The 23,085-nt window shown below is 68.2% G+C and carries 24 protein-coding genes; 5 read left to right on the forward strand and 19 right to left on the reverse strand.

What is annotated here, in order from left to right; all coding sequences use genetic code 11:
• Position 1 precedes the first annotated feature (1 nt).
• From pal to MKP05_RS07005, 12 genes are all read right to left on the reverse strand, one after another.
• Positions 2-532, reverse strand: a complete 531-nt coding sequence (gene pal / locus MKP05_RS06950) for a peptidoglycan-associated lipoprotein Pal (protein WP_240567649.1) — start codon at positions 530-532, stop codon at positions 2-4.
• 46 nt (positions 533-578) lie between these two features.
• Positions 579-1,871, reverse strand: a complete 1,293-nt coding sequence (gene tolB, locus MKP05_RS06955) for a Tol-Pal system beta propeller repeat protein TolB (RefSeq protein ID WP_240567650.1) — start codon at positions 1,869-1,871, stop codon at positions 579-581.
• The gene (tolA, locus tag MKP05_RS06960) at positions 1,871-3,058 is read right to left on the reverse strand and encodes a cell envelope integrity protein TolA (RefSeq protein WP_240567652.1); all 1,188 of its coding nucleotides are present in this window, start codon (positions 3,056-3,058) and stop codon (positions 1,871-1,873) included. Before tolA ends, tolB begins: the two co-directional genes overlap by 1 nt.
• A gap of 9 nt (positions 3,059-3,067) precedes the next feature.
• Positions 3,068-3,508: a protein TolR gene (gene tolR, locus MKP05_RS06965; RefSeq protein ID WP_110284863.1), complete on the reverse strand. Its 441-nt coding sequence runs from the start codon at positions 3,506-3,508 to the stop codon at positions 3,068-3,070.
• Between the two features lie 12 nt (positions 3,509-3,520).
• Positions 3,521-4,210, reverse strand: coding sequence for a protein TolQ (tolQ, locus tag MKP05_RS06970; RefSeq protein WP_240567654.1), 690 nt, complete (start codon positions 4,208-4,210; stop codon positions 3,521-3,523).
• Between the two features lie 11 nt (positions 4,211-4,221).
• Positions 4,222-4,656: a tol-pal system-associated acyl-CoA thioesterase gene (gene ybgC / locus MKP05_RS06975; RefSeq protein ID WP_338072341.1), complete on the reverse strand. Its 435-nt coding sequence runs from the start codon at positions 4,654-4,656 to the stop codon at positions 4,222-4,224.
• A complete protein-coding gene (ruvB, locus tag MKP05_RS06980) occupies positions 4,653-5,690 on the reverse strand; it encodes a Holliday junction branch migration DNA helicase RuvB (protein WP_110284865.1) in 1,038 nt (345 codons plus the stop codon). Before ruvB ends, ybgC begins: the two co-directional genes overlap by 4 nt.
• A 48-nt stretch (positions 5,691-5,738) precedes the next feature.
• Positions 5,739-6,350 (reverse strand): Holliday junction branch migration protein RuvA, encoded by a 612-nt coding sequence (gene ruvA / locus MKP05_RS06985; protein WP_110284866.1) that lies wholly within the window; start codon positions 6,348-6,350, stop codon positions 5,739-5,741.
• A gap of 109 nt (positions 6,351-6,459) precedes the next feature.
• Positions 6,460-6,999, reverse strand: coding sequence for a crossover junction endodeoxyribonuclease RuvC (gene ruvC / locus MKP05_RS06990; RefSeq protein WP_110284867.1), 540 nt, complete (start codon positions 6,997-6,999; stop codon positions 6,460-6,462).
• A gap of 90 nt (positions 7,000-7,089) precedes the next feature.
• Complete coding sequence (locus tag MKP05_RS06995; protein ID WP_240567656.1) at positions 7,090-7,839, reverse strand: YebC/PmpR family DNA-binding transcriptional regulator; 750 nt, start codon at positions 7,837-7,839, stop codon at positions 7,090-7,092.
• A gap of 217 nt (positions 7,840-8,056) precedes the next feature.
• On the reverse strand, positions 8,057-9,838 hold the full coding sequence (gene aspS / locus MKP05_RS07000; RefSeq protein ID WP_240567658.1) for an aspartate--tRNA ligase: 1,782 nt from the start codon (positions 9,836-9,838) through the stop codon (positions 8,057-8,059).
• Positions 9,839-9,887: 49 nt separating this feature from the next.
• Positions 9,888-10,151, reverse strand: a complete 264-nt coding sequence (locus MKP05_RS07005; RefSeq protein WP_110284870.1) for an FmdB family zinc ribbon protein — start codon at positions 10,149-10,151, stop codon at positions 9,888-9,890.
• A 184-nt stretch (positions 10,152-10,335) separates the two neighbouring features.
• Here MKP05_RS07005 and MKP05_RS07010 point away from each other — a divergent pair, with 184 nt between their 5' ends.
• Genes MKP05_RS07010 through MKP05_RS07020 form a run of 3 tightly spaced genes read left to right on the forward strand, consistent with a single transcriptional unit; the run spans position 10,336 to position 13,185 of the window.
• Positions 10,336-11,271, forward strand: coding sequence for a D-2-hydroxyacid dehydrogenase (locus MKP05_RS07010; protein ID WP_110284871.1), 936 nt, complete (start codon positions 10,336-10,338; stop codon positions 11,269-11,271).
• A gap of 15 nt (positions 11,272-11,286) precedes the next feature.
• The gene (locus MKP05_RS07015) at positions 11,287-12,210 is read left to right on the forward strand and encodes a ribokinase (protein WP_110284872.1); all 924 of its coding nucleotides are present in this window, start codon (positions 11,287-11,289) and stop codon (positions 12,208-12,210) included.
• 33 nt (positions 12,211-12,243) lie between these two features.
• Positions 12,244-13,185, forward strand: coding sequence for a nucleoside hydrolase (locus tag MKP05_RS07020; RefSeq protein WP_110284873.1), 942 nt, complete (start codon positions 12,244-12,246; stop codon positions 13,183-13,185).
• 11 nt (positions 13,186-13,196) lie between these two features.
• On the opposite strand, the gene MKP05_RS07025 is transcribed toward MKP05_RS07020, so the two are convergent.
• The gene (locus MKP05_RS07025) at positions 13,197-13,469 is read right to left on the reverse strand and encodes an acylphosphatase (protein WP_110284874.1); all 273 of its coding nucleotides are present in this window, start codon (positions 13,467-13,469) and stop codon (positions 13,197-13,199) included.
• 220 nt (positions 13,470-13,689) lie between these two features.
• Here MKP05_RS07025 and MKP05_RS07030 point away from each other — a divergent pair, with 220 nt between their 5' ends.
• Together MKP05_RS07030 and MKP05_RS07035 are read left to right on the forward strand one after the other, a co-directional pair.
• Positions 13,690-14,733 carry a Glu/Leu/Phe/Val family dehydrogenase gene (locus MKP05_RS07030; protein ID WP_110284875.1) on the forward strand — a complete coding sequence of 348 codons (1,044 nt, stop codon included), beginning with the start codon at positions 13,690-13,692 and terminating at the stop codon, positions 14,731-14,733.
• Positions 14,734-14,932: 199 nt separating this feature from the next.
• The gene (locus MKP05_RS07035) at positions 14,933-16,027 is read left to right on the forward strand and encodes a bifunctional nicotinamide-nucleotide adenylyltransferase/Nudix hydroxylase (RefSeq protein ID WP_110284876.1); all 1,095 of its coding nucleotides are present in this window, start codon (positions 14,933-14,935) and stop codon (positions 16,025-16,027) included.
• Positions 16,028-16,078: 51 nt separating this feature from the next.
• On the opposite strand, the gene MKP05_RS07040 is transcribed toward MKP05_RS07035, so the two are convergent.
• From MKP05_RS07040 to MKP05_RS07065, 6 genes are all read right to left on the reverse strand, one after another.
• Positions 16,079-16,996 (reverse strand): LysR substrate-binding domain-containing protein, encoded by a 918-nt coding sequence (locus MKP05_RS07040; RefSeq protein WP_110284877.1) that lies wholly within the window; start codon positions 16,994-16,996, stop codon positions 16,079-16,081.
• 64 nt (positions 16,997-17,060) lie between these two features.
• Complete coding sequence (gene cls / locus MKP05_RS07045) at positions 17,061-18,476, reverse strand: cardiolipin synthase (RefSeq protein WP_240567659.1); 1,416 nt, start codon at positions 18,474-18,476, stop codon at positions 17,061-17,063.
• A gap of 138 nt (positions 18,477-18,614) precedes the next feature.
• Positions 18,615-20,120: a fumarate hydratase gene (locus tag MKP05_RS07050; protein ID WP_240567661.1), complete on the reverse strand. Its 1,506-nt coding sequence runs from the start codon at positions 20,118-20,120 to the stop codon at positions 18,615-18,617.
• 197 nt (positions 20,121-20,317) lie between these two features.
• Positions 20,318-22,345 carry an excinuclease ABC subunit UvrB gene (gene uvrB / locus MKP05_RS07055; protein WP_110284880.1) on the reverse strand — a complete coding sequence of 676 codons (2,028 nt, stop codon included), beginning with the start codon at positions 22,343-22,345 and terminating at the stop codon, positions 20,318-20,320.
• 73 nt (positions 22,346-22,418) lie between these two features.
• On the reverse strand, positions 22,419-22,841 hold the full coding sequence (locus tag MKP05_RS07060) for an OsmC family protein (protein ID WP_110284881.1): 423 nt from the start codon (positions 22,839-22,841) through the stop codon (positions 22,419-22,421).
• An 18-nt stretch (positions 22,842-22,859) separates the two neighbouring features.
• Positions 22,860-23,057, reverse strand: coding sequence for a hypothetical protein (locus MKP05_RS07065; RefSeq protein ID WP_110284882.1), 198 nt, complete (start codon positions 23,055-23,057; stop codon positions 22,860-22,862).
• Positions 23,058-23,085 lie beyond the last annotated feature (28 nt).

A 23,085-nucleotide genomic window follows, 5' to 3' on the forward strand; every position in this document is an offset into this window, starting at 1 on the left:
CTCAGTAGGCGAAGACGACCCGACGGTTCTGGGCGTAGGCCTCTTCATTCGGGCCACGCGCCGCCGGACGTTCCTCGCCATAGCTCACCACCTCGACCTGGGAGGGGGACACGCCCTGCACGCTGAGGAAGCGTTCGACGGAGCGGGCTCGGCGCTCGCCCAGGGCCATGTTGTACTCGCGGGTGCCACGCTCGTCGGTATGCCCCTGCAGCACCACACGGGCATTGCCGTTGGAGCGCAGGTAGCGAGCGTGGGACGCAAGCACCGGCTCGAACTCGCTGCGAATGCGATCGCTGTCGAATTCGAAGTAGATGGTGCGCTGCTGGGGGATCCGGCCATCGGCCTGCTGGCCGGCGCCGTCACCCATGCGGCTGCCGCTGATCTGACCACTTCCGGCCGTACCGGTGCCGGCGGCGCCGTCACGCGAGCCATCCATGACCCCGTCCTGGGTGCCGCCACTGCTGGAACAACCAGCCACGAAGGCCAGGGACAGGGCGACCGCCAGGGTCCTGGCGTAGGGCTTGAGTTGCATCGTGTTACTCCTTGCTGGTTTCGAAAGACACCATCATTCGATCTGGTCAGTTCAGGAAGGGGGACCATGCGGGTTCACGCACGTCCCCCTGTGCCGAAGGCAGCCGGAACGACGCGCGCCCGTCGGCCGATACTGCCCCCAACACCCCGCTGTTTCCCTGCTGGGTGGCGAAGATTACCATGGTCCCGTTGGGGGCAACACTGGGGGATTCATCCAGGCGCGACTCGCTGATCACCACCAGGCGACCGCTGTCGAGATCCTGCCTGGCGACTTGATAGCCGTTGTTGCTGCGGTGGATCAGGAAGATCGACTCGCCGTCCGGCGCGAAGCGTCCTCGGGCATTGTAGTTGCCGGTGAAGGTCAGGCGCTCCTGCTCTCCGCTGGCCAGATCGTGGCGGTAGATCTGGGGCCCTCCACTACGATCGGAGGTGAACAGCAGGCTGCGGCCGTCCGGCGCCCAGGACGGCTCGGTGTCGATGCTGGAACTGTTGGTGATCCGCTGGAAGTCCTGCGCGCCCACGTCCATCACGTAGATCTCCGGCTGGCCGTCCTTCGACAGCGACATCGCCAGCTTGCGGCCATCCGGCGACCAGGCCGGGGCACCGTTGATCCCCTCGAAGGAGGTCGCGCGAACCCGCTGGCCCGAGGCCAGGTTCTGGATGTAGATCGCCGGGCGCTCGGTCTCGAAGGAGACATAGGCCAGCTTGCCACCGTCCGGCGACCAGGCCGGCGACAGGATCGGCTCGACCGAGGAGAGCACCTGCTGGCTGTTGCGGCCGTCGGCATCGGCCACATAGAGGCCAAACTGCATGTCGTCGCCGACTCCCTGGGCGGTGACGTAGGCGATACGCGTCGAGAAGGCCCCGCGTATGCCGGTTATCGCCTCGAAGATCTGGTCGCTGATGTGGTGGCTGGCCTTGCGCAGCTGGCCCTGGGGAGTGGTCAGCACCTCGCCGAGCATGCGGCGCTCGCCGCTGACGTCCATCAGCTCGAACTGGATGCTGTAACCACTGCCCTCCTGGCTGACGCGTCCCACCACCAGGTAGCGTACGTCCAGGGCCCGCCAGTCGCGGTAGCGCACCTCTCCGCTCTCGGAGGGCTGCTCGATCATGGCGTCGCGCGGTAGCGGGGCGAAGTAGCCGCTGCGCTCGAGGTTGTCGTGGATCACCTGGGCGACATCCTCGGGCAGGTTCTCGCCGCCGGCAAAGGGCACCACGGCCACCGGAGTGGCCCGATCGCTGCCGCGGGTGATCTCGATGGTCAGGTTGGCCTGGGCGTGGGCCAGGCTGCCGACCATCAGCAGCATGGCGGCCAGCCAGGTGGTCATCAGGGCTTTCATTAGCGTACATCCCCCGGTCTGAATCGCAGAATGAATTGACGGTAATCCCGTTGCACCGTGGCTGGCAACTGGCGCAGCTCGCTGAAGGGAGCGGCGGCCTCGACGGCCTGGATCACCGAGCGGTCGAAGGCGCTGTCACCGCTGCTTTGCGAGATCGTGGCCGTGAACAGCTCACCGGACGGCCCGAGACGCACCGACACGTCGGCGCTAGCCCCCTGGGGCACGTTGAGCGGAATCACCCAGGCCTGTTCCACCGCGCGGCGCACCAGGTTGATGAAGCTGTTGGCCGCCTCCTGGCCCTGCTGGGCATTGGCCACGGCCTCGCTTTCGCCCTCGATGGCCCGCTGCAGGGCGGCCTCGGCCTCTTCGGCGGCGCGTTGGGCGGCCTCCTCGCGGCGACGCTGCTCCTCCGCCTGGCGCTGGCGTTCGGCTTCCTCTTCGGCCTGGCGCTGGCGTTCGGCTTCCTCCTCGGCCTGGCGCTGGCGTTCGGCCTCCTCCTCGGCCTGGCGCTGGCGTTCGGCCTCCTCCTCGGCCTGGCGCTGGCGCTCGGCTTCCTCCTCGGCCTCGCGCTGGCGTTCGGCCTCCTCCTCGGCCTGGCGCTGGCGCTCGGCTTCCTCCTCGGCCTGGCGCTGGCGTTCAGCCTCCTCCTCGGCCTGGCGCTGGCGCTCGGCTTCCTCCTCGGCCTGGCGCCGGCGCTCGGCTTCCTCCTCCGCCTGGCGCTGGCGCTCGGCCTCCTCGGCTTCCCGCTGGCGGCGCGCTTCCTCCTGCTGTTCACGCAGGCGTGCCTGTTGCTCGGCTTCCTCGGCGCGCCGCGCGGCCTCCGCCTCGGCGGCCTGACGCGCCTCCTCGCGGGCCCGGACCTCGGCCTCGCGCTGCTCCTGCTGCTCGGCCTGGCGGGCGGCTTCCTCGGCGGCGGCCGCCTCTTCTGCCTGGCGTGCCGCTTCCTCGGCCTGGCGCTGCTCCTCCGCCTCTCGGGCCTGGGCGCGGGCCCGCGCCTCCTCGGCGCGCTGGGCCTGGTCGGTGGTGGTCTCGGTGCTGACGAGCGTGGCCTGGACGATGGAGGACGAGGTCGGTTCCGGGTCCCGGTCGGGCAGGCTGATCACGCTGAACACCACCACGGCGACGTGAAGGGCGACGGCGAGGATCACCGGCAGGCCATAGCCCACGCGCTGGTCGTGTCTGGCCATGTCGATTCCTCAACCCTCCCCGGGTGGCGGTTCCGAGATCAGCCCGACATTGCCGACGCCGGCGATCTGCAGGGTGCTCATCAGGTTGACCACCTGGCCATAGGAGACGTTGCGATCGCCACGTACCATCACCGGCGTGCCCGGGCGTCGCTCGAGGATGATGATCACCCGGTCGGCGATGTCATTCAGGCTGACCGGCGTCTGGTCGTCGCCCAGCGAGATGAAGTACTGCCCCTCGCGGTCCACCGAGACGATGATCGGCTCGTTGTCCTCGACGTCCTCGATGGGCTCCGAGGAGACCTGGGGCAGCTCGACCTGCACGCCCTGTGTGAGCATCGGGGCGGTGATCATGAAGATCACCAGCAGCACCAGCATGACGTCGATGAAGGGCACGACGTTGATCTCACCCATGGGCTTGCGCCCGCCGCCGCGATTGAAAGGTCCGTGCATGGTGCGACTCCCTCAGGCGGTGGCGGTTTCGGTCCGGCCCTGCAGGTTGCGATGCAGGATGGAGTGGAACTCCTCGGCGAAGTCCTCGTACTTGCCCAGCAGCCGCCCGGATTCGGCGGAGAGCCGGTTGTAGAAGATCACCGCGGGGATGGCCGCGAACAGGCCCATGGCGGTGGCGATCAGCGCCTCGGCGATCCACGGCGCCACGGTGGCGAGCGTGGCCTGCTGGGCCATGGAGAGCGACTGGAAGGAGCCCATGATGCCCCAGACGGTGCCGAACAGCCCGATGTAGGGGCTGGCCGAGGCCACCGTGGCCAGGAACACCAGGTGCAGGGTGAGACGCTCCTCCTCGCGGGACCAGGCCACGCGCATGCTGCGCTGGACGCCGTCGAGGATCGACTGGGGGCTGCGGGTCTTGGGCAGCAGGCGGTTGAACTCGCGAAAGCCGGCACGAAAGACGTGCTCGGCGCCCTGGGTCTCCTGTTCCGCGGGGGTCTCGCGGTAGAGCTCGTTGAGGTCGACGCCGGACCAGAAGCGCTCCTCGAAGATCTGGTGGGCCCGGCGGGCACGGCGCATCACGAAGGTGCGCTGGAAGATCACCACCCAGGAAAGGATCGATCCCACCGTGAGCAGCAGCATCACCAGCTGCACCACGGTGCTGGCACTCATGATCAGGTGGGGTATGGACATGGAGTCGTTCACGGGAATCCTCGTCAGACTGGCGGTTGAACGTCTTGCGATTGGGCAGAAGGTTGTCGAGTGAGTGCCGCGGCCAGGGCCGGCGGCCAGGGTGTGGGCTTGAGACGATCGGCATCGATACAGGCGATGTCGACTCTCGCCTCGCACAAGGGTTCCCCGCGACGCGTCACCACCTGGCCGAACTGCAGCCGGCAGCGACCGTGCGACAGGACGTCGGCCCCGACCTCGAGGCCGTCATCCAGACGGGCGGGCTTGGCAAAACGGCACTCCAGGCGGTGGACCACCAACTGGATGCCGGCCTCGAACAGCTCGCGCTGGGTGAACCCCTGCGCGCGGAGCCATTCGCTGCGTGCCCGCTCCATGTATTTGAGGTAGTTGACGTAATAGACGATGCCGCCGGCATCGGTATCCTCGATGTAGACCCGTACCGGCAGCCGGAAATCACTCACGGCCGCACCTCCCCCTGAGCATCCACGGCCTGTTCGGCAGGCGCCAGGTCGAAGTGCTGCCAGGCCTGGCGGGTCACGACGCGCCCGCGGGCGGTGCGCATCATCAGCCCCTGCTGGATCAGGTAGGGCTCGATGACGTCCTCGATGGTGTCGCGCTCCTCGCCGATCGCCGCGGCGAGCGAGTCCACCCCCACCGGGCCACCGTCGAACTTCTCGATCATCGCCAGCAGCAGGCGACGGTCCATGTGGTCGAGGCCATGATGGTCCACATGGAGCATGTTGAGCGCCTGGTCGGCGATGGCCGCATCGACCCGGCCGTTGCCGCGCACCTCGGCGTAGTCGCGCACCCGGCGCAGCAGGCGGTTGGCGATGCGTGGCGTGCCCCGCGAGCGACGCGCGACCTCCAGGGCCCCGCCCCGGTCGGTTTCGACCCCGAGCAGCCGCGCCGAGCGGGTGACGATCTCGGTGAGCTCGTCGATGTCGTAGAACTCGAGGCGCTGGACGATACCGAAGCGGTCACGCAGCGGCGAGGTCAGCAGGCCCGCCCGGGTGGTCGCCCCGACCAGGGTGAAGCGCGGCAGGTCGAGCTTGATCGAGCGCGCCGCCGGCCCCTCCCCGATCACGATATCGAGCTGGAAATCCTCCATGGCGGGATAGAGGATCTCCTCCACTACCGGCGAGAGTCGGTGGATCTCGTCGATGAACAGCACGTCCCCGGGCTGCAGGTTGGTGAGCATGGCGGCGAGGTCGCCCGCCCGCTCCAGCACCGGCCCGGAGGTGGACTTGAGCCCCACCTCCATCTCCGCGGCGATGATGTTGGCCAGGGTGGTCTTGCCCAGGCCGGGGGGGCCGAACACCAGGGTATGATCGAGGCTTTCGTCCCGGCCACGGGCCGCGCTGATGAAGATGTCGAGCTGCTCGCGCACCCGTGGCTGACCGATGTAGTCGGCAAGCCGCTTCGGGCGAATGGCGTGATCGATGCGCCCCTCCCCCTCGCGCGGGTCGGCGGCGATCAGGCGGTCATTCTCCAGCATGGGCGGCCCCCGGGATCGACAGGGAGGAAGGCGTCGGCAACATCAGGGTCACCCGGCCAGGCGACGGCTCAGTGCCGCCTTGATCATGGCTTCGGTGGAGGCCTCGTCCTCGAGCCCGGCGAGCATCCTCGCCGCCTCGGCGGGCTTGTAGCCCAGGCTGACCAGCGCCGCCTCGGCATCCACCAGCGGGTCCTGCCGGGTGTCCGGCGCTGCGCTGCCGCCGATCGCCACCCCGAGCCCCGCCTCGGCCGGCTCCCAGTGAGGGAAGCGGTCGCGCATCTCGATGATCAGGCGCTCGGCGGTCTTCTTGCCGACCCCGGGCAGGCGAGTCAACGCCTTGGCGTCGTCGTCCATCACGCAGCGCATGAAGGCCGCCTCGTCCATGCCGGAGAGGATCGCCAGGGCCAGCTTGGGCCCGATGCCGTTGACCTTGATCAGGGCACGAAACAGCGAGCGCTCCTGCTCCCGGACGAAACCGTAGAGCAGGTGGGCGTCGTCGCGCACGCTGAGATGGGTGTACAGGGAGACGGGCTCGCCGGGGCCGGGCAGCGCCACCAGGGTGTTCATGGAGGCTTCCAGCTCATAGCCGACGCCGGCTACGTCGACCACCAGCCAGGGCGGCTGCTTCTCCAGCAGTGTGCCACGCAGGCGTCCGATCATGGGGCTGTCATATCCGTCGGCAATGGGTCCATCGAGAGATGGCGATCACTATACTGGTCATCCTGCCAACTGGCCAGCCCGCTCTCAAACAGCGTTCGAGAATTTTCCGTCACGGCTGGAAGTCACGCCACCCGTTGCCGCGGCGGCGCACCCGATGGCCGCCGAAGCTGCCTTGGGTCAGCAGCCCCAGCCGGGCGTGGGCGTGGGTCAGGGCGATGGCCAGGGCATCGGCGGCGTCGGCCTGGGGCGTGCCGTCGAGCCCCAGAATCGCCGCCACCATGTGCTGCACCTGGGCCTTGTCGGCGCGGCCGCTGCCGGTCACCGCCTGCTTGATCTGGCGCGGGCCGTACTCGCTGACCGGCAGGCCATGGTTGGCGGCGCAGACGATGGCCGTGCCCCGCGCCTGGCCGAGCTTGAGCGCCGAATCGGCGTTCTTCGACATGAACACCTGCTCGATGGCGAACTCGCCGGGACGATGCACGGCGATCAGTTCCGCGATGCCCGCATAGACCTGGGCCAGCCGCTGGGCCAGGTCGTCGGCCCGGGTGCGGATGCAGCCGCTGGCCACATAGGCGGGCGTCGCGCTGGCGACGTCGAGCACCCCGTAGCCGGTGAGTCGCGAGCCCGGGTCGATGCCGAGGATCAGCATTCGGAAGGCTCAATCGAGCTGGTCGAGGACATCGTCAGTGCAACATCGAGAGCGCATTGGTGTAGACCTTCACGTGGATGGCTATCCGCTTCAATCGAGCTGGTCGAGGACATCGTCATCGAACTCCGCATTGGTATAGACGTTCTGGACATCGTCCAGGTCCTCCAGCATGTCGATCAGCCGGATCACCCTGCGGGCCAGCTCGACGTCGGTGATCGGCGTGGTGGTCTCGGGGAAGAGCCCCACCTCGCTGCGTTCCGGCTCGAGCCCGGCCGCTGCCAGGGCGTCCTTGACCTCGCTGTAGGCCCCCGGCGAGGTGATCACCTCCAGGGTGTCGTCGTCGAGGGCGACGACATCCTCCGGCTCGGCCTCCAGCGTGGCCTCGATCACCGCCTCCTCGGAGACTCCGGCGGGCAGGTCCAGGCGGCCCTGCTGGTGGAACATGAAGGCCACCGACCCGCTGGTGCCCAGGTTGCCGCCACACTTGTTGAAGGCGTGGCGCACGTCCGAGACGGTGCGATTGCGGTTGTCGGTCAGGCACTCGACCAGTACCGCGACGCCTTCGGGGCCATACCCCTCGTAGACGCACTCCTCCATCTCGTCGCCGTCGCTGTTGCCCGCCCCGCGGTCCACCGCCCGCTGGATGGTGTCCTTGGTCATGTTGTTGGCCAGCGCCTTGTCGATGGCGGCACGCAGGCGCGGATTGTCGGCCGGCTCACCGCCGCCCTGGCGGGCCGCCACGGTCAATTCGCGGATCAGCTTGGTGAATATCTTGCCCCGCTTGGCATCCTGGGCCGCCTTGCGGTGCTTGATGTTGGCCCATTTGCTATGGCCGGCCATGGCATCCTCCTGGTTGGGCGGACCAAGGCTAACGCAGATAGCAGTATCGCTCGAGGCTGTTCCGACGACAGGCCTACGAGGGGGCGTTGTGACCCCCTCTACGACCTGTCCTCGGCGCCTCTCGCTCTGAGTAACTGCGCTTTGCCCTGTCGAGTGGACTGGAGACGACGCCGGCGCCCTGGGGCGCCGGTGCCATGCTACCTGGGTCGGGAGCCGCCTATTCGCCGGCGACTTCCGCCTTGGCCTTCTGTCGCAGGCGGATGTTGAGCTCGCGCAGTTGCTCGCCGCTCACCTCGCCCGGGGCATCGGTCATCAGGCAGGCCGCACTCTGGGTCTTCGGGAAGGCGATCACCTCGCGGATGGTGCGGGCGCCGGACATCAGCATCACCAGGCGATCCAGGCCGAAGGCCAGCCCGCCGTGGGGCGGCGCGCCGTACTGCAGGGCGTCGAGCAGGAAGCCGAACTTCTCGCGGGCCTCGTGCTCGTCGATGCCCAGCACCTCGAGCACCGCCCGCTGCATGGCCGGATCGTGGATACGGATCGAGCCGCCGCCCAGCTCGGTGCCGTTGAGCACCATGTCGTAGGCCCGGGACAGCGCCGCGATCGGGTTGGCCTTGAGCGCCTCGACGTCACAGGAGGGGGCGGTGAAGGGATGGTGCAGGGCCTGCATCCGCGCGCTGCCATCGTCCTCGAACATCGGGAAGTCGACCACCCACAGCGGCGCCCACCGGCGGGTGTAGAGGTCGAGGTCCTCGCCCAGCCTGACCCGCAGTGCCCCGATCGCCTCGTTGACGATGCGCGCCTTGTCGGCGCCGAAGAAGATGATGTCGCCGTCCTCGGCGCCGAGGCGATCGAGCAGTTCCTCGACCACGTCCTCCATGAACTTGACGATGGGCGACTGCAGGCCTTCGAGGCCGCGGGCGCGCTCGTTGACCTTGATCCAGGCCAGTCCCTTGGCGCCATAGATGCCGACGAACTTCGTGTACTCGTCGATCTCCTTGCGCGACAGCTTCGCCCCGCCCGGCACCTTGAGGGCCGCCACGCGGCCGTCGTCGGCCTTGGCCGGGCCGGAGAAGACCTTGAAGTCGACCCGCTGCATCAGGTCGTCGACGTCGGTGAGCTCGAGCGGGATGCGCAGGTCCGGCTTGTCGGAACCGAAGCGGTTCATCGCCTCGCCGTAGGGCATGCGCGGGAATTCCGGCAATTCGACGGCCAGCACCTCACGGAACAGCTGGCGGATCATCGACTCGGTGACGGCCATGATGTCGTCCTCGTCGACGAACGAGGCCTCGATATCGATCTGGGTGAACTCCGGCTGGCGATCGGCTCGCAGGTCCTCGTCGCGGAAGCAGCGGGCGATCTGGTAGTAGCGGTCGAGGCCCGACACCATCAGCAGCTGCTTGAACAGTTGGGGTGACTGCGGCAGGGCGAAGAAGTTGCCGGCGTGGGTGCGGCTCGGCACCAGGTAGTCACGCGCGCCTTCCGGGGTGGCGCGGGTCAGGATCGGCGTCTCGATGTCGAGGAAGCCCTGCCCCTCGAGGAAGGCCCGCACGCTGTGGGTGATCCGCGAGCGCAGGCGCAGCTTCTCGATCATCTCCGGGCGGCGCAGGTCGATGTAGCGGTGCTTGAGTCGCACCTCCTCGCCCACCTTGCCGTGCTCGTCGAGCTGGAAGGGCGGCGTGGCGGCGGTATTGAGCACGTCCACGTCCCTGGCCAGCACCTCGATCATGCCGGTGGGCATGTTGGGGTTCTGGGTGCCTTCCGGGCGCAGCCGTACGCGACCCTGGATGCGCAGCACGAATTCGCTGCGGGCGCGGTCGGCGTTCGCGAAGGCCTCGGCGGTGTCGGGGTCGACCACGACCTGGGCGATGCCGTCGCGATCGCGCATGTCGAGGAAGATCACGCCCCCGTGGTCACGGCGGCGATGCACCCAGCCGCACAGGGTGACCGTCTGGTCCACCAGGGTCTCGTTCAGCTGGCCGCAATAATGGCTGCGCATGTCATATCCTGTTCTGTTGCGTTGTTGAAAACGGGGCGATGGGCGGCCCTCAGGCCGCCGCACCATCCTTCTTCGCCGGCGCCTTGCCGTCACCGCTGCCGGCCGCGTCGCCGGCCAGGTTCTTCTTGCCGCCGGACTTGAAATCGGTCTCGTACCAGCCGCCGCCGGCCAGGCGGAAGCCCGCCGCCGAGACCAGGCGGGAGAGTCCGTCGGCCTCGCAGGCGGGGCAGTCGGTCAGGGGGGGAGCGCTGATCTTCTGGAGCTTCTCCAGACGGTGGCCGCAGGCCTTGCACTCGTATTCGTAGATGGGCATGGTTTGATCACTCCGCAGACGACATTACCCGGGTCAAGACGAGGTCGGGCCCCGGGCCCGACGAGAAACGAATATGTGGCCGGCCCGCGCGATATCCAAGCCTGCCCGAAAGCCCGACATTATAGCGTGGTCACCACCCGTGCGGGCAAGGCATCCGCGCCCCGCCCATCTGGAAGGACACCCCATGAAAGCCGTGATTCTCGATGCCGCCAGCCTCGGCCCCGATATCGACCTCGCCCCGATCCGCGAGCGTGTCGAGGCGCTGGAGGTCCACCCCCAGAGCACCACCGCCCAGAGCGCCGAGCGCCTGGCCGGGGCCCGGGTGGCCATCGTCAACAAGGTGGTGCTCGATGCGCCCACCCTCGAGGCGCTGCCCGACCTGAAGCTGATCTGCGTGCTTGCCACCGGCACCAACAACATCGACATGGACGCCGCCGAGCGGCTCGGCATCGCGGTACGCAACGTCACCGCCTACGGTACCGCCAGCGTCGCCCAGCACACCCTGATGCTGATGCTCGCCCTGGCCAATCGCCTGCCGCTCTACCAGCGCGACGTGGCTACCGGCCGCTGGGGCGAGAGCGACTTCTTCTGCCTGATGGATCACGGCACCCTGCAGCTCGAGGGCAAGCACCTGGTGGTGGTCGGCCAGGGCGCACTGGGCTCGAAGGTGGGGCAGCTCGCCGAGGCCTTCGGCATGGGCGTGAGCTTCGCCGCGCGCCCCGGCAACGAGGCGAACGATAGCCGCCCCGGCCTGGCCGAGCTGGCACCCGAGGCCGACGTCGTCAGCCTGCACTGCCCGCTCACCGATGCCACCCGGCACCTGGTCGACACCGACCTGCTGACTACCCTCCGACCCGGCGCCCTGCTGGTGAACTGTGCCCGCGGCGGCATCATCGACGAGGCGGCGGCACTGGAAGCCCTCCGCGCGGGGCGCCTGGGTGGGCTCGGCGTCGACGTGCTGCCGGTGGAGCCGCCCCGCGACGGCCACCCGCTGCTCGACGCCCTCGCCGAGCCACTCAACCTGATCGTCACGCCCCACAACGCCTGGATCACCCCCGAGGCCCGCCAGCGGGTGGTGACCCTGACCGCCGAGAACCTGCGCACCTGGCAGACGAGCTGATCGAGGAAAGCGGCCATGCCCCACAGTGCTATCCACAACTTTGGATCGATCAACCTCGACCACTTCTACCGGGTGCCCCATCTGGTCAAGCCCGGCGAGACCCTGGCCAGCCACGACTACCGGGTCGGCCTCGGCGGCAAGGGGGCCAACCAGTCGCTGGCCACGGCCCGCGCCGGCGGCCGGATCAGCCACTGGGGGCGCCTGGGACGCCAGGATGCCTGGGCCTGCGACACCCTGGCCCGGGCCGGCGTCGATGTCTCCCGTGTCGCGCTGGTGGACGAACCCAGCGGCCACGCCATCATCCAGGTCGATGATCGGGGCGAAAACGCCATCATCCTGTTCCCCGGGGCCAACCGCGGCTTTCGCGCCTCGGAGGTCGCCGCCCTGATCGAGGCGGCCCGGCCCGGCGACTGGCTATTGCTCCAGAACGAGTGCAACGCCCTGGCCGAGGTCATGGCCCGTGCCGCCGACCGCGGCCTGAACGTCGCCTTCAACCCGGCGCCGATGACCGAGGAGGTCTTGTCGCTGCCACTGGCGTCGTGTCGATTGCTGTTCGTCAACCGTGTCGAGGCGGCGGGGCTGGCCGGGGTCGAAGAGGCCACTGCCGCCGCCGGGCTGCTCGATGCCCTGGCGGCGAAGCTGCCGGGTTGCGAGACGGTGCTGACCCTGGGCGGCGAAGGCGCCTGGTACCAGCGCGGCGGCGAGCGCCTGCACCAGCCGGCCCTGCCGGTCACGCCGGTGGACACCACCGCCGCCGGCGATACCTTCATCGGCTACTACCTGGCGGCCCTGCAGGAGGAGCGCCCGGTCGTCGACTGCCTGTGGCGTGCCGCCACCGCCGCGGCGCTGGGGGTACAGCGCCCGGGCGCCGCCGAGAGCATTCCCGAACGTGACGAGGTCGAGCGCGCCCTGCGCCACGGCCCCGCCACCGGCTCCTGATCCGCCCTTTCCATCGCCCGAGGAGACGCCGCCGTGCCGCATCCGATCATCTTCGACACCGACCCGGGGGTCGACGACGCCCAGGCCATCGCCATCGCCCTGCGCCATCCCGACATCGAACTGCTGGGCATGACCACCACCTATGGCAACGTGGACGTGGAGACCGCCACCCACAACGCCCTGCTGCTCGCCGAGCTGGCCGGACGCGAGATCCCCGTCGCCCAGGGCGCCGCCGCTCCGATGGTCAAGCCACGCCACCCGGCACCGGCGCATATCCACGGCGCCAATGGCCTGGGCAACATCGAACTGCCCGCGGTGCGGGGCCGACCCGATCCGCGCAGCGCCGCCCAGTTCATCGTCGACACGGTGAACGCCCGGCCCGGCGAGGTCACGCTGATGGCGGTGGGGCCGGTGGGCAACCTGGCCGCGGCGCTGCAGCTCGACCCGGCCATCATCGACAAGGTCAAGCAGGTGGTGATCATGGGCGGCTCGGTCCGCGAGGGGGGCAACGTCACCCCGGTGGCCGAGGCCAACATGTTCAACGACCCCGACGCCGCCGCCCGCGTGCTCACCGCCGGCTGGCCGCTGACCCTGGTGGGCCTCGACGTCACCCACCGCTGCGTGCTCACCCCGGCGCACATGGCGCGCATCGAGGCCGGCCAGGGGGCACTCGGTGAGGTGCTGGCGGGCAGCTACGCCTTCTATCGCGACTTCTACTATGAGTTTCTCGGCATCGACGGCTGCTGCCCCCACGACAGCTGCGCCCTGGCCTGGCTGCTGCGCCCGGAGCTGTTCATCACCTCCCGCGGCCACCTCACCGTGGCGATGTCCGGCGATGCCGAGGGCCAGACGATCTTCGCCCCCGAGGGCCGCGCCTTCATCGAAGCGCGCTGGTCACGCACGCCACTGGTGGACGTCTGCCTGGGGGTGGACGGCAAGGCCGTCAGCGACTGGATCGCCGATACCCTGGCCTGAGCGGCCCTCTTTCAGAGGGTGCTGAAGGTGTCGGGGTCATGGGCCTCGACCACCTCGAGCTCCACATGGGTGACCCGGGCATTGGGCGGTCCCTTCCACAGCCACTCGCTGAGCGCCTTGACTGCCTCGCGGTCACCGCACATCAGCACCTCCACACGCCCGTCGGGCAGGTTCCGGGCATGGCCGGTCACGCCATGCCGCAGGGCCTGCTCCTGGGTCGCCCGGCGATACCAGACCCCCTGCACCTTGCCCACCACCAGGGCCTTGACGCAGCACTTGTCCATGGCCATCCCCTCCTGTTGCGGTTCACCCTCGCCTCCCTTTCTACCAGCCCCGGCCGGGGCCGGGCCAGCGCTCGTCGCGGGCTTCCCGCCAACGCGGCGATGCATTAGTCTTGAAGACAAGACCCGGGCGGTCTGCGGCCACAAGCCGTCCGCGCCAGGTCCTTGCCCTACCCGGGCAGCCACAACCACAACGATCATCCTCACAAGGGAGTTCTTCATCATGTCGGTCTTCGAGCATCCCGACTTCGACCACCACCGGCAGGTCGTCTTCGGCAGCGACGAGGCGAGCGGCCTTCGCGCCATCATCGCCATCCACGACACCCATCGCGGCCCTGCCCTGGGCGGTCTGCGCATCTATCCCTACGCCAGCGAGGCCGAGGCCCTCACCGACGTGCTGCGCCTCTCCCGCGGCATGACCTACAAGTCGGCCCTCGCGGACCTGCCGCTGGGCGGCGGCAAGGCGGTGATCATCGCCGACCCGCGCACCGACAAGACCCCCGGCCTCCTGCGCGCCATGGGCCGTTTCGTCGACTCCCTGGGCGGCGCCTACATCACCGCCGAGGACTCCGGCTCCAGCGAGGCGGACATGCAGATCATCGCCGAGACCACCGCCCATGTCTGTGGCCTGCGGCGCGACGGCATCGAGTCCGGCGATCCCTCCCCCTTCACCGCCTGGGGCGTGTTCTGCGCCCTGCGCAGCGCCGTGCGGCACGGCCTCGGGCGGCGCGACCTCGAGGGGCTGCGCGTCGCCATCCAGGGGGTCGGGCATGTGGGCGAACACCTGGCTCGCCACCTGCATGCCGCCGGTGCCCGCCTGGTGCTCACCGACGTCAATCGCGGGGCGCTGACCCACCTCGCCGAGGAACTCGGTGCCGAGACCACGACCCCCGAGACGATCTTCGACGCCGAGGTCGACGTCTTCGCCCCCTGCGCCCTGGGCGCGGCCCTGTCGTCGGACGTCGTCGAGCGACTGCGCGCGAAGGTAGTGTGCGGCGCGGCCAACAACCAGCTGGCCAGCCCCGAGATCGCCGAACGGCTGATGGCGCGCGGCATCCTCTACACCCCGGACTATGTGGCCAATGCCGGCGGGGTGATCGAGATCGCCTGGCAGCGCCGCGACGACTACCGGCGCGAGGCGGCGATGTCCCGTATCGAGGGCATCGGCACCACCCTGGACGAGATCTTCGCCCGGGCCACCCGAGAGCGGCGCAGTCCCGCCCGGGTCGCCGACGACCTGGCCCGGGAGCGTTTCGGGCGCGGCTGATCCGGCAACTCGCCTGTCATTGCCCCCAGGGCAATCGCCGTTACCCAAAGCGAGAGGCACCGGGGACGTTACCGCCATCTGCGATAGCCCTGCCATCGTTCCCCGACGACGCAGGCCGGCGCTTGGAGAAGAGCGGCGTTGCGCCGTACGGCAGGACTGCCATAATGGGCGGCGCACTCCCAGCCTGCCAGGAACGCCCATGACCGCCCGATCGGACACCGAATTGCCCAGCTGCGACTTCGACTGTCTGGTGTTCATCGGCCGCTTCCAGCCCCCCCACCTGGGCCACCTGGCGGTGATCCACGAGGCGCTCAAGCGCGCGCGGCAGGTCATCGTGCTGGCGGGCTCCGCCTGGCAGGCCCGCTCGCTGCGCAATCCCTGGCGTTTCGATGAACGCCAGCGCATGCTGCGCAGTGCCTTCGACGAGGAGGAGAATGCCCGGCTGGAGATCGTTCCGCTGCTGGACGCGCTCTACAACAACGACGTCTGGGTGCGCGACGTGCAGCGCAAGGTGCGCGACATCGCCAGTCACGACCATGCCCGCCTGCCGCGCATCGGCTTGATCGGCGCCAGTCGCGGCCAGTCCAGCTACTATCTCTCGCTGTTCCCGCAGTGGGAGTCGGTGAGCGTGCCGCTCATCGAGGGCATCTCGGCGAGCCAGATCCGCGAGCGCCTGTTCCGCTCGGCCTCCTCCGCCGAGGACTACCTGAGCACCGGTGCCGCCCACGACCTTCCTCCGGGCGTGCTCGAGGAGGTCCGCGGCTTCTGCACGGGTGACAGCTATCGCCAACTGATCGAGGAGCAGCGGCTGCTCGATCAGTACCGGGCCGCCTGGGCCCAGGCGCCCTACCCGCCAATCTTCGTCACCGTCAACGCCGTGGTGGTACAGTCCGGCCACGTGCTGTTGGTGCGGCGTACCGCCGCCCCCGGCAAGGGGCTCTTCGCCCTGCCGGGCGGCTTCATCAACCCCCACGAGCGGCTGCTGGAGGCCTGCCTGCGCGAGCTGCGCGAGCGGGTGCGCCTGAAGGTGCCCGAGCCGGTGCTCAAGGGCTCCCTGCGCGGCCAGCGACTGTTCGACGAGCCCCACCGCAGCTGGCGCGGCCGCACCCTCGCCGAGGCCTTCTACTTCGCCCTGCGCCCCGAGCAGCAGTTGCCCCGGCTCAAGCCGGTCCAGGGTGGCGACCATGCCCGCTGGGTCGCCTTGGCCGATCTCGAGCCGGAAAGCCTGTTCGAGGACCACTTCTTCATCATCCAGGACTTTCTCGGCCTGCCGGCGGATCTGGGCGGGGTCTAGCAGCCTGTCGGATTTGACCGATCGTCGCTCCGCGTCAAATCCGACAGGTTCCTAGGCCTGCAGGAAGTCGCGGGGTAACTTCATCATCTGCCGCCACAGCTTCTCGACGCCCGGCTTGTGCACCAGCGAGCAGCGATAGAGGCGAATCTCGAGCGGTACGTCCCACTTCTCGCCGCCGGCACGCACCAGTCGGCCGCTGGTCAGCTCCTCGCGGATGCAGAAGTCGGGAATCCAGGCCAGGCCCACCCCCTGCAGCACCATGCCCTTGAGCCCCTCGGCCATGGCCGTCTCGTAGACGGTGCGCAGGCGCATGCGCAGCGGGTCGTTCTTCAGCAGCATGCGCACGCTGCGCCCGAGGAAGGCGCCCTGGGTGTAGGAGAGGTAGGGAATGGGGTCGCGGCCCTCCAGTGGCCAGCGCGGCCGCCCCAGCTCGTTGGGCAGGCACACCGGTATCATCTTGACCTGACCGATGGAGAAAGAGGGAAAGACCTCGGCGTCGAGCTGCATGCTGGCATAGGGATCGTAGTAGGCCAGCATCAGGTCGCAGTTGCCCTCGCGCAGCACGTGGATCGCCTCCCCCACGTTCATGGCCACCAGCCGGGTGGGCAGCTCCCCCAGGCCCTGCTGGAGCCGCGAGATCCACTGCGGGTAGAAGCTCAGCGCCAGGGAGTGGGCAGCGACGATGTCCAGGGCCTCGTTGGCGATGGAGAGACCGCGCAGGTGACCCAGGCTCTCGTTGAGTTGCTCGACCAGGTTGCGGGCGGTGACCAGGAACAGCTGCCCCTCGGAGGTGAGATCCACCGGCGTGGTGGAGCGGTCCACCAGGGTGACGCCCACGGCCTGCTCCAGGGCTCGGATGCGACGACTGAAAGCCGGCTGGGTGACGTGGCGCTGACGCGCCGAAGCGGAGAAACTGCGGGTGTTGGCCAGAGCGACGAAGTCTTCCAGCCACTTGGTCTCGAGGTTCACCGGGGCTCCCGATCGCGGGTGAATTGCCGGCCGCATCCTGCGGGCCTTCGAAGGCGGTAATGTATCACTGGATCGGCGACAGGAGGTAGGCGGCCCGCGAAACGATCTTGCGCCACAGCGGCCGCGCGGTCAGCTCGTCGCGGCTGACGCGCCGGCAGTTGGCGAAATCCTGCTCCAGCATCAGGCGCACCTGGGCGGCGAAGCGACGATCGGGGATGACCGCGGTGATCTCGAAATTCAGCCGAAAGGAGCGGTTGTCGAGGTTGACGGTGCCCACGCTGGCGGCAGCATCGTCGATCAGCATCACCTTCTGGTGCAGGAAGCCCGGCTGGTAGCGATAGACCTTGACCCCCGCATGCAGCATGTCGGGCAGGAAGGAGAACGCCGAGAGGAACACCAGCAGATGGTCGGGACGCTCGGGCATCATGATGCGCACGTCGACCCCGCGCATGGCGGCCAGGCGCAGGGCATCCTGGACGCCCTGGTCGGGAACGAAGTAGGGGCTGGTCACCCAGAAACGTTCGTGGGCGCTGTGGATGGCGTGCTGCACCAGCAGGCTGGCGGTCTCCTGGCGGTCCGCCGGGCCCGAGGGCACGATCACCACGTCCTGGCACTCCACGCAGGTCACCTGAGGGGTCCAGGACAGGTTGATCACCTCACCGGTGGCCCAGTGCCAGTCCTCCCAGAAGGCCTCCTGCAGCCCCAGTACGCTGGGGCCGGTCAACTTGAGGTGGGTATCGCGCCAGGGCCCGTGGCGCCCCTGGCCCAGATACTCCACGCCCACGTTGAAGCCGCCCAGCCAGCCTTCCCGGCCATCGACCACCAGCACCTTGCGATGGTTGCGGAAGTTGAGCTGGAAGCGGTGGCGGAAGCCGCGGGAGGAGCGGAAGGCGCTCACCTCGATGCCGTAGAGCGCGAGGTCGCGCAGGTACCCCTCGTTGAGCTTGTGACTACCGATCTCGTCGTAGAGGAAATAGACCCGCACCCCACGATCGGCGGCCTGCTGCAGGCGCTGCTTGAGCTCGAGGCCCAGGGCATCGTGGCGCACGATGAAGAACTGGATGAGGATGTACTCCTCGGCCCGCGCGATGCCATCGAACAGGCTATCGAACGTTGCCTCGCCATCGATCAGCAACTCCGCGCGGTTGCCGGTCGTCAGCGGCATCATGGCCAGCTGTTCCACTGCCCGGATATCGGGATCCCGTGCCTCGGCGACGAAGGGCTCGACCCGTTCGCGATAACGCGCCAGCACCCGACGCAGCACCGTATCCCGCTCGCCGCGCGCCGAGACATACCCATAGAAGCGCGGCCGGCCCAAGAGCCAGTAGGCCGGCACCGCCAGGTAGGGAAACGTGACCAGGGAGATGATCCAGGCGATGGCACCCTGGGAGGTTCGACTCGACATCAGTGCCAGCACCGCCGAGAGCACGCCCAGCAGATGCACCAGGAAGATTGCCCAGCCGATCAACCAGGAGGTCATGTGCTCTCCCTGAAAAAACAGTGTTCTACATCATAACGAAACGACAGCGGCCCCGCCAGATGGCGGGGCCGCTGTCGTTTGTGGCCGTGGGTGGTCCTGCTTGAGGCGCGACGGGCATCGGCGCATCACATGCGGTGATCAGGCGCGTTCGGCGATGATCTCCTTCCACTTGGCGGGACCGGTCTGGTGCACCGAGGTACCCTGGCTGTCCACCGCCACGGTCACCGGCATGTCCTCCACCTCGAACTCGTAGATGGCTTCCATGCCCAGGTCCTCGAAGCCCACCACACGAGCCTTCTTGATCGCCTGGGCGACCAGGTAGGCGGAGCCGCCCACGGCCATCAGGTAGACCGCCTGGTTGTCGCGGATCGCCTCGATGGCGGCCGGGCCGCGCTCGGCCTTGCCGACCATCCCCAGCAGGCCGGTCTCCTCGAGCATGGTGCGGGTGAACTTGTCCATGCGGGTGGCGGTGGTGGGGCCCGCCGGGCCGACCACCTCGTCGCGCACCGGGTCGACCGGCCCCACGTAGTAGATAAAGCGGCCCTTGAGGTCCACCGGCAACGGCTCGCCCTTGGCGATCATGTCGACCATCCGCTTGTGGGCGGCGTCACGGCCGGTGAGCAGCTTGCCGTTGAGCAGCAGGGTATCGCCGGGCTGCCAGGTCTGCACCTCTTCCGGGGTCACGCTATCGAGATCGACCCGCTTGACGTTGTCGCCCGCCTCGCGGGTGATTTCCGGCCAGTCCTCGAGCTTCGGCGCGGGCAGCGCCGTGGGACCGGACCCATCCAGGGTGAAGTGGGCGTGGCGGGTGGCGGCACAGTTGGGGATGATCGCCACCGGCTTGTTGGCGGCGTGGGTCGGATAGTCCTTGACCTTGATGTCGAGCACCGTGGTCAACCCCCCCAGGCCCTGGGCGCCGATGCCGCTCCGGTTGACCTTGTCGAAGAGCTCCAGGCGCAGTTCCTCGGCGCGATTGGCGGCACCGCGGGCCTGCAGCTCCTGGATGTCGATGGGGTCGAGCAGCGCTTCCTTGGCGATCTCCATGGCCTTCTCGGCGGTACCACCGATGCCGATGCCGAGCATGCCCGGCGGACACCAGCCGGCCCCCATCTTCGGCAGCTGCTCCATCACCCAGTCGACCACGCTGTCGGAGGGGTTGAGCATGGCGAACTTGGACTTGGCCTCGCTGCCACCGCCCTTGGCCGCCACGTGCACCTCGAGGGTGTCGCCCGGTACCAGCTTGTGGTGGATCACCGCCGGGGTGTTGTCGCCGGTGTTCTTGCGGGCGCCATCGGGGTCGGCGAGCACCGAGGCACGCAGCACGTTGTCGGGGAGCCGGTAGGCGCGACGGACCCCCTCGTTGATCATGTCGTCGAGGCTCATGTCGGCCTCGAAGCGCACGTTCATGCCCACCTGGACGAAGACGGTGACGATGCCGGTGTCCTGACAGATCGGGCGATGGCCGGTGGCACACATCCGCGAGTTGATCAGGATCTGGGCGATGGCGTCCTTGGCCGCGGGATTCTCCTCGCGCTCGTAGGCCGCCGCCATGGCGTCGATGAAATCCTTCGGGTGGTAATAGGAGATGTACTGGAGGGCATCGGCGACGCTCTGGATCAGATCGTCCTGGCGGATCACGGTCATGGGCAAGGGACTCCTTGGCGTTGTCGGCATGCCCGCTCTCTACAGCCGGTCACTGTCGCGTTGGCGGGCTCGAACGGGGGCAGATTATACCGCACCCGCCATCCTGCCGCAGTGCTCTACTTCCAAAGGAGCGATGGTCCTGGTAGTGGCGTGAATGAAGATAACGGTATAAACCCCCAACCACGGTGGCATGGTGATCAGGCCGTGCCGAGCAGCAGCTGACGCTCCTTGAGCTCGTGCAGGCGATCGCGCAAGCGCGCCGCCTCCTCGAACTCCAGGTTCTGGGCGGCTTCGAACATGGCATCCTCGACCCGGGACACTTCCCTGAGCAGCTCGCTGGGCGACAGGTCGGCGGGATCGTAGACCGCGGCCCCTTCGGCCACCTTGCGCTCGGCTTTCCGACCCTTGCCCTTCCTGCCGGGGGCCTGGGCGGCCTCGAGGATATCGGCCACCGAGCGGGTCACGGTCTGCGGCGTGATGCCATGGGCCTCGTTGTGGGCGATCTGCTTGTGGCGCCGCCGCTCGGTCTCGTCCATGGCCCGGCGCATCGAGTCGGTGGTCCGGTCACCGTAGAGGATCGCCTTGCCATGGGCGTTGCGGGCGGCCCGGCCGATGGTCTGGATCAGCGAGCGCTCGTTGCGCAGGAAGCCCTCCTTGTCGGCGTCGAGGATCGCCACCAGCGACACCTCGGGAATGTCGAGGCCCTCGCGCAGCAGGTTGATGCCCACCAGCACGTCGAACTTGCCGAGGCGCAGGTCGCGGATGATCTCCACCCGCTCCACGGTGTCGATGTCCGAGTGCAGGTAGCGCACCCGCACGTCGTGTTCGTCGAGGTACTCGGTGAGGTCCTCGGCCATGCGCTTGGTCAGGGTGGTGACCAGCACCCGCTCGCCCACACCGGCACGCAGGCGAATCTCCGAGAGCAGGTCGTCGACCTGGGTGGACGCCGGACGCACCTCGATCTCCGGGTCGACCAGGCCGGTGGGCCGCACCACCTGCTCCACCACCTGCCCGGCGTGCTCGGCCTCGTAGGGGCCGGGGGTGGCCGAGACGAAGATGGTCTGCGGGCTGATCGACTCCCACTCCTGGAAGGTCATAGGGCGGTTGTCCAGCGCCGAGGGCAGGCGAAAGCCGTACTCCACCAGGGTCTCCTTGCGCGAGCGGTCGCCCTTGTACATGCCGCCTACCTGGGGAACGCTGACATGGGACTCGTCGATGAACAGCAGCGCATCCGGCGGCAGGTAATCGAAGAAGGTGGGGGGCGGCTCGCCCGGATTGCGGCCGGAGAGATAGCGCGAGTAGTTCTCGATGCCGTTGCAGTAGCCCAGCTCGTGCATCATCTCGATGTCGTAGAGGGTGCGCTGCTCGAGGCGCTGGGCCTCCACCAGCTTGTCGTGCCGGCGCAGCCACTCCAGGCGCTCGGCCAGTTCGCCCTTGATCAGCTCCGCCGCTCCCAGGATCGTCTCCCGGGGCGTCACATAGTGGCTCTTGGGGTAGATCGTCATGCGCGGCACCTTGCCGCGCACCTCGCCGGTCAGCGGATCGAACAGGCTGATGCTATCGATCTCGTCGTCGAACAGCTCGACACGCACCGCCTCCTCGTCGGAGTCGGCGGGATAGATATCGATGACGTCGCCGCGCACCCGATAGGTACCGCGCTTGAAGTCCATGTCGTTGCGGGTGTACTGCAGCTCGGCGAGGCGGCGCAGGAAGGAGCGCTGATCGATCAGCTCGCCCCGGGTGAAGTGCAGCCGCATCTTCAGGTACTGGTCCGGGTCACCGAGGCCGTAGATCGCCGAGACCGAGACCACGATCAGCGCATCACGGCGCTCGAGCAGCGCCTTGGTCGCCGAGAGGCGCATCTGCTCGATATGGTCGTTGATCGAGGCGTCCTTCTCGATGAAGGTGTCCGACGAGGGCACGTAGGCCTCGGGCTGGTAGTAGTCGTAGTAGGAGACGAAGTACTCCACGGCGTTGTCGGGGAAGAACCCCTTGAACTCGCCGTAGAGCTGGGCGGCCAGCGTCTTGTTGGGCGCCATGACGATGGTCGGGCGCTGCAACCGTTGCACCACGTTGGCCATGGTGAAGGTCTTGCCGGAACCGGTGACGCCGAGCAGCGTCTGGTGGGCAAGTCCCGCCTCCAGCCCCTTGACCAGGTCGTCGATGGCCGTGGGCTGGTCGCCGGCGGGCTGGAACCTGGACTGCAGACGAAAGGACTTGCTCATGGTGACTCCGGGAAGGCGACGGGCGCCGCTGCGACGCCCGGGATGACACAAGGGTGAATCCCGACGGGCAGACTCAGGCCTCGGCGGTACTGGCCGTTCGGGTGGTGACTTCCACGGTGGCACTGGTCATCAGCCGATGGATCGGGCAGCGGTTGCTGATCTCCTCCAGCCGGGCCAACCGCTCAGGGGCGACGATGCCGTGGAAGCTCATCACCACTTCGAGTCGATAGGTGCCCTTGCGTTCCTCGCTGTCGTCGCGGTTGATCCTGACGCTCACCCCCTCTAGCGGCCACTGCTTGCGCCGGGCGTACATCTGGGCGGTGATCGCCTTGCAGGCGGCCAGCGACAGGTCGAAGTAGTCATGGGGATCCGGCGCGCTTCCCTCGCCGCCCAAGCCCCGGGGCACATCCACGAAGAGATCCTCGAAGCCGTCGAGCTCGACCCGCTGGCGATGGATGCTGTTGCGTTCGCTGATGACCTCGATGGTCTTCTTCATGGATCGACCTCGTATTGGTCACTTGACTTCGATGGGCAGCTTGAGGGCTTCCACTGCCTGGATCAGCGCCTCGCGCCTCACACGCCCGTCGACCTCGGCGCCGTGGCGACCGACCTCGACACTGTCGACGCCGTCGAGCATCATCAATGCCGTGGTGATGCGGTTGATCTGATCGGCGTTGTCGACGCCCTTGAAGCTCAGCGACTGGTGCGCCATGGCGGCCTCTCCACGTGGCCCGACATGC

Origin of the sequence: Halomonas flagellata (assembly GCF_022487945.1) — a bacterium.
Lineage (GTDB): Bacteria > Pseudomonadota > Gammaproteobacteria > Pseudomonadales > Halomonadaceae > Halomonas > Halomonas flagellata.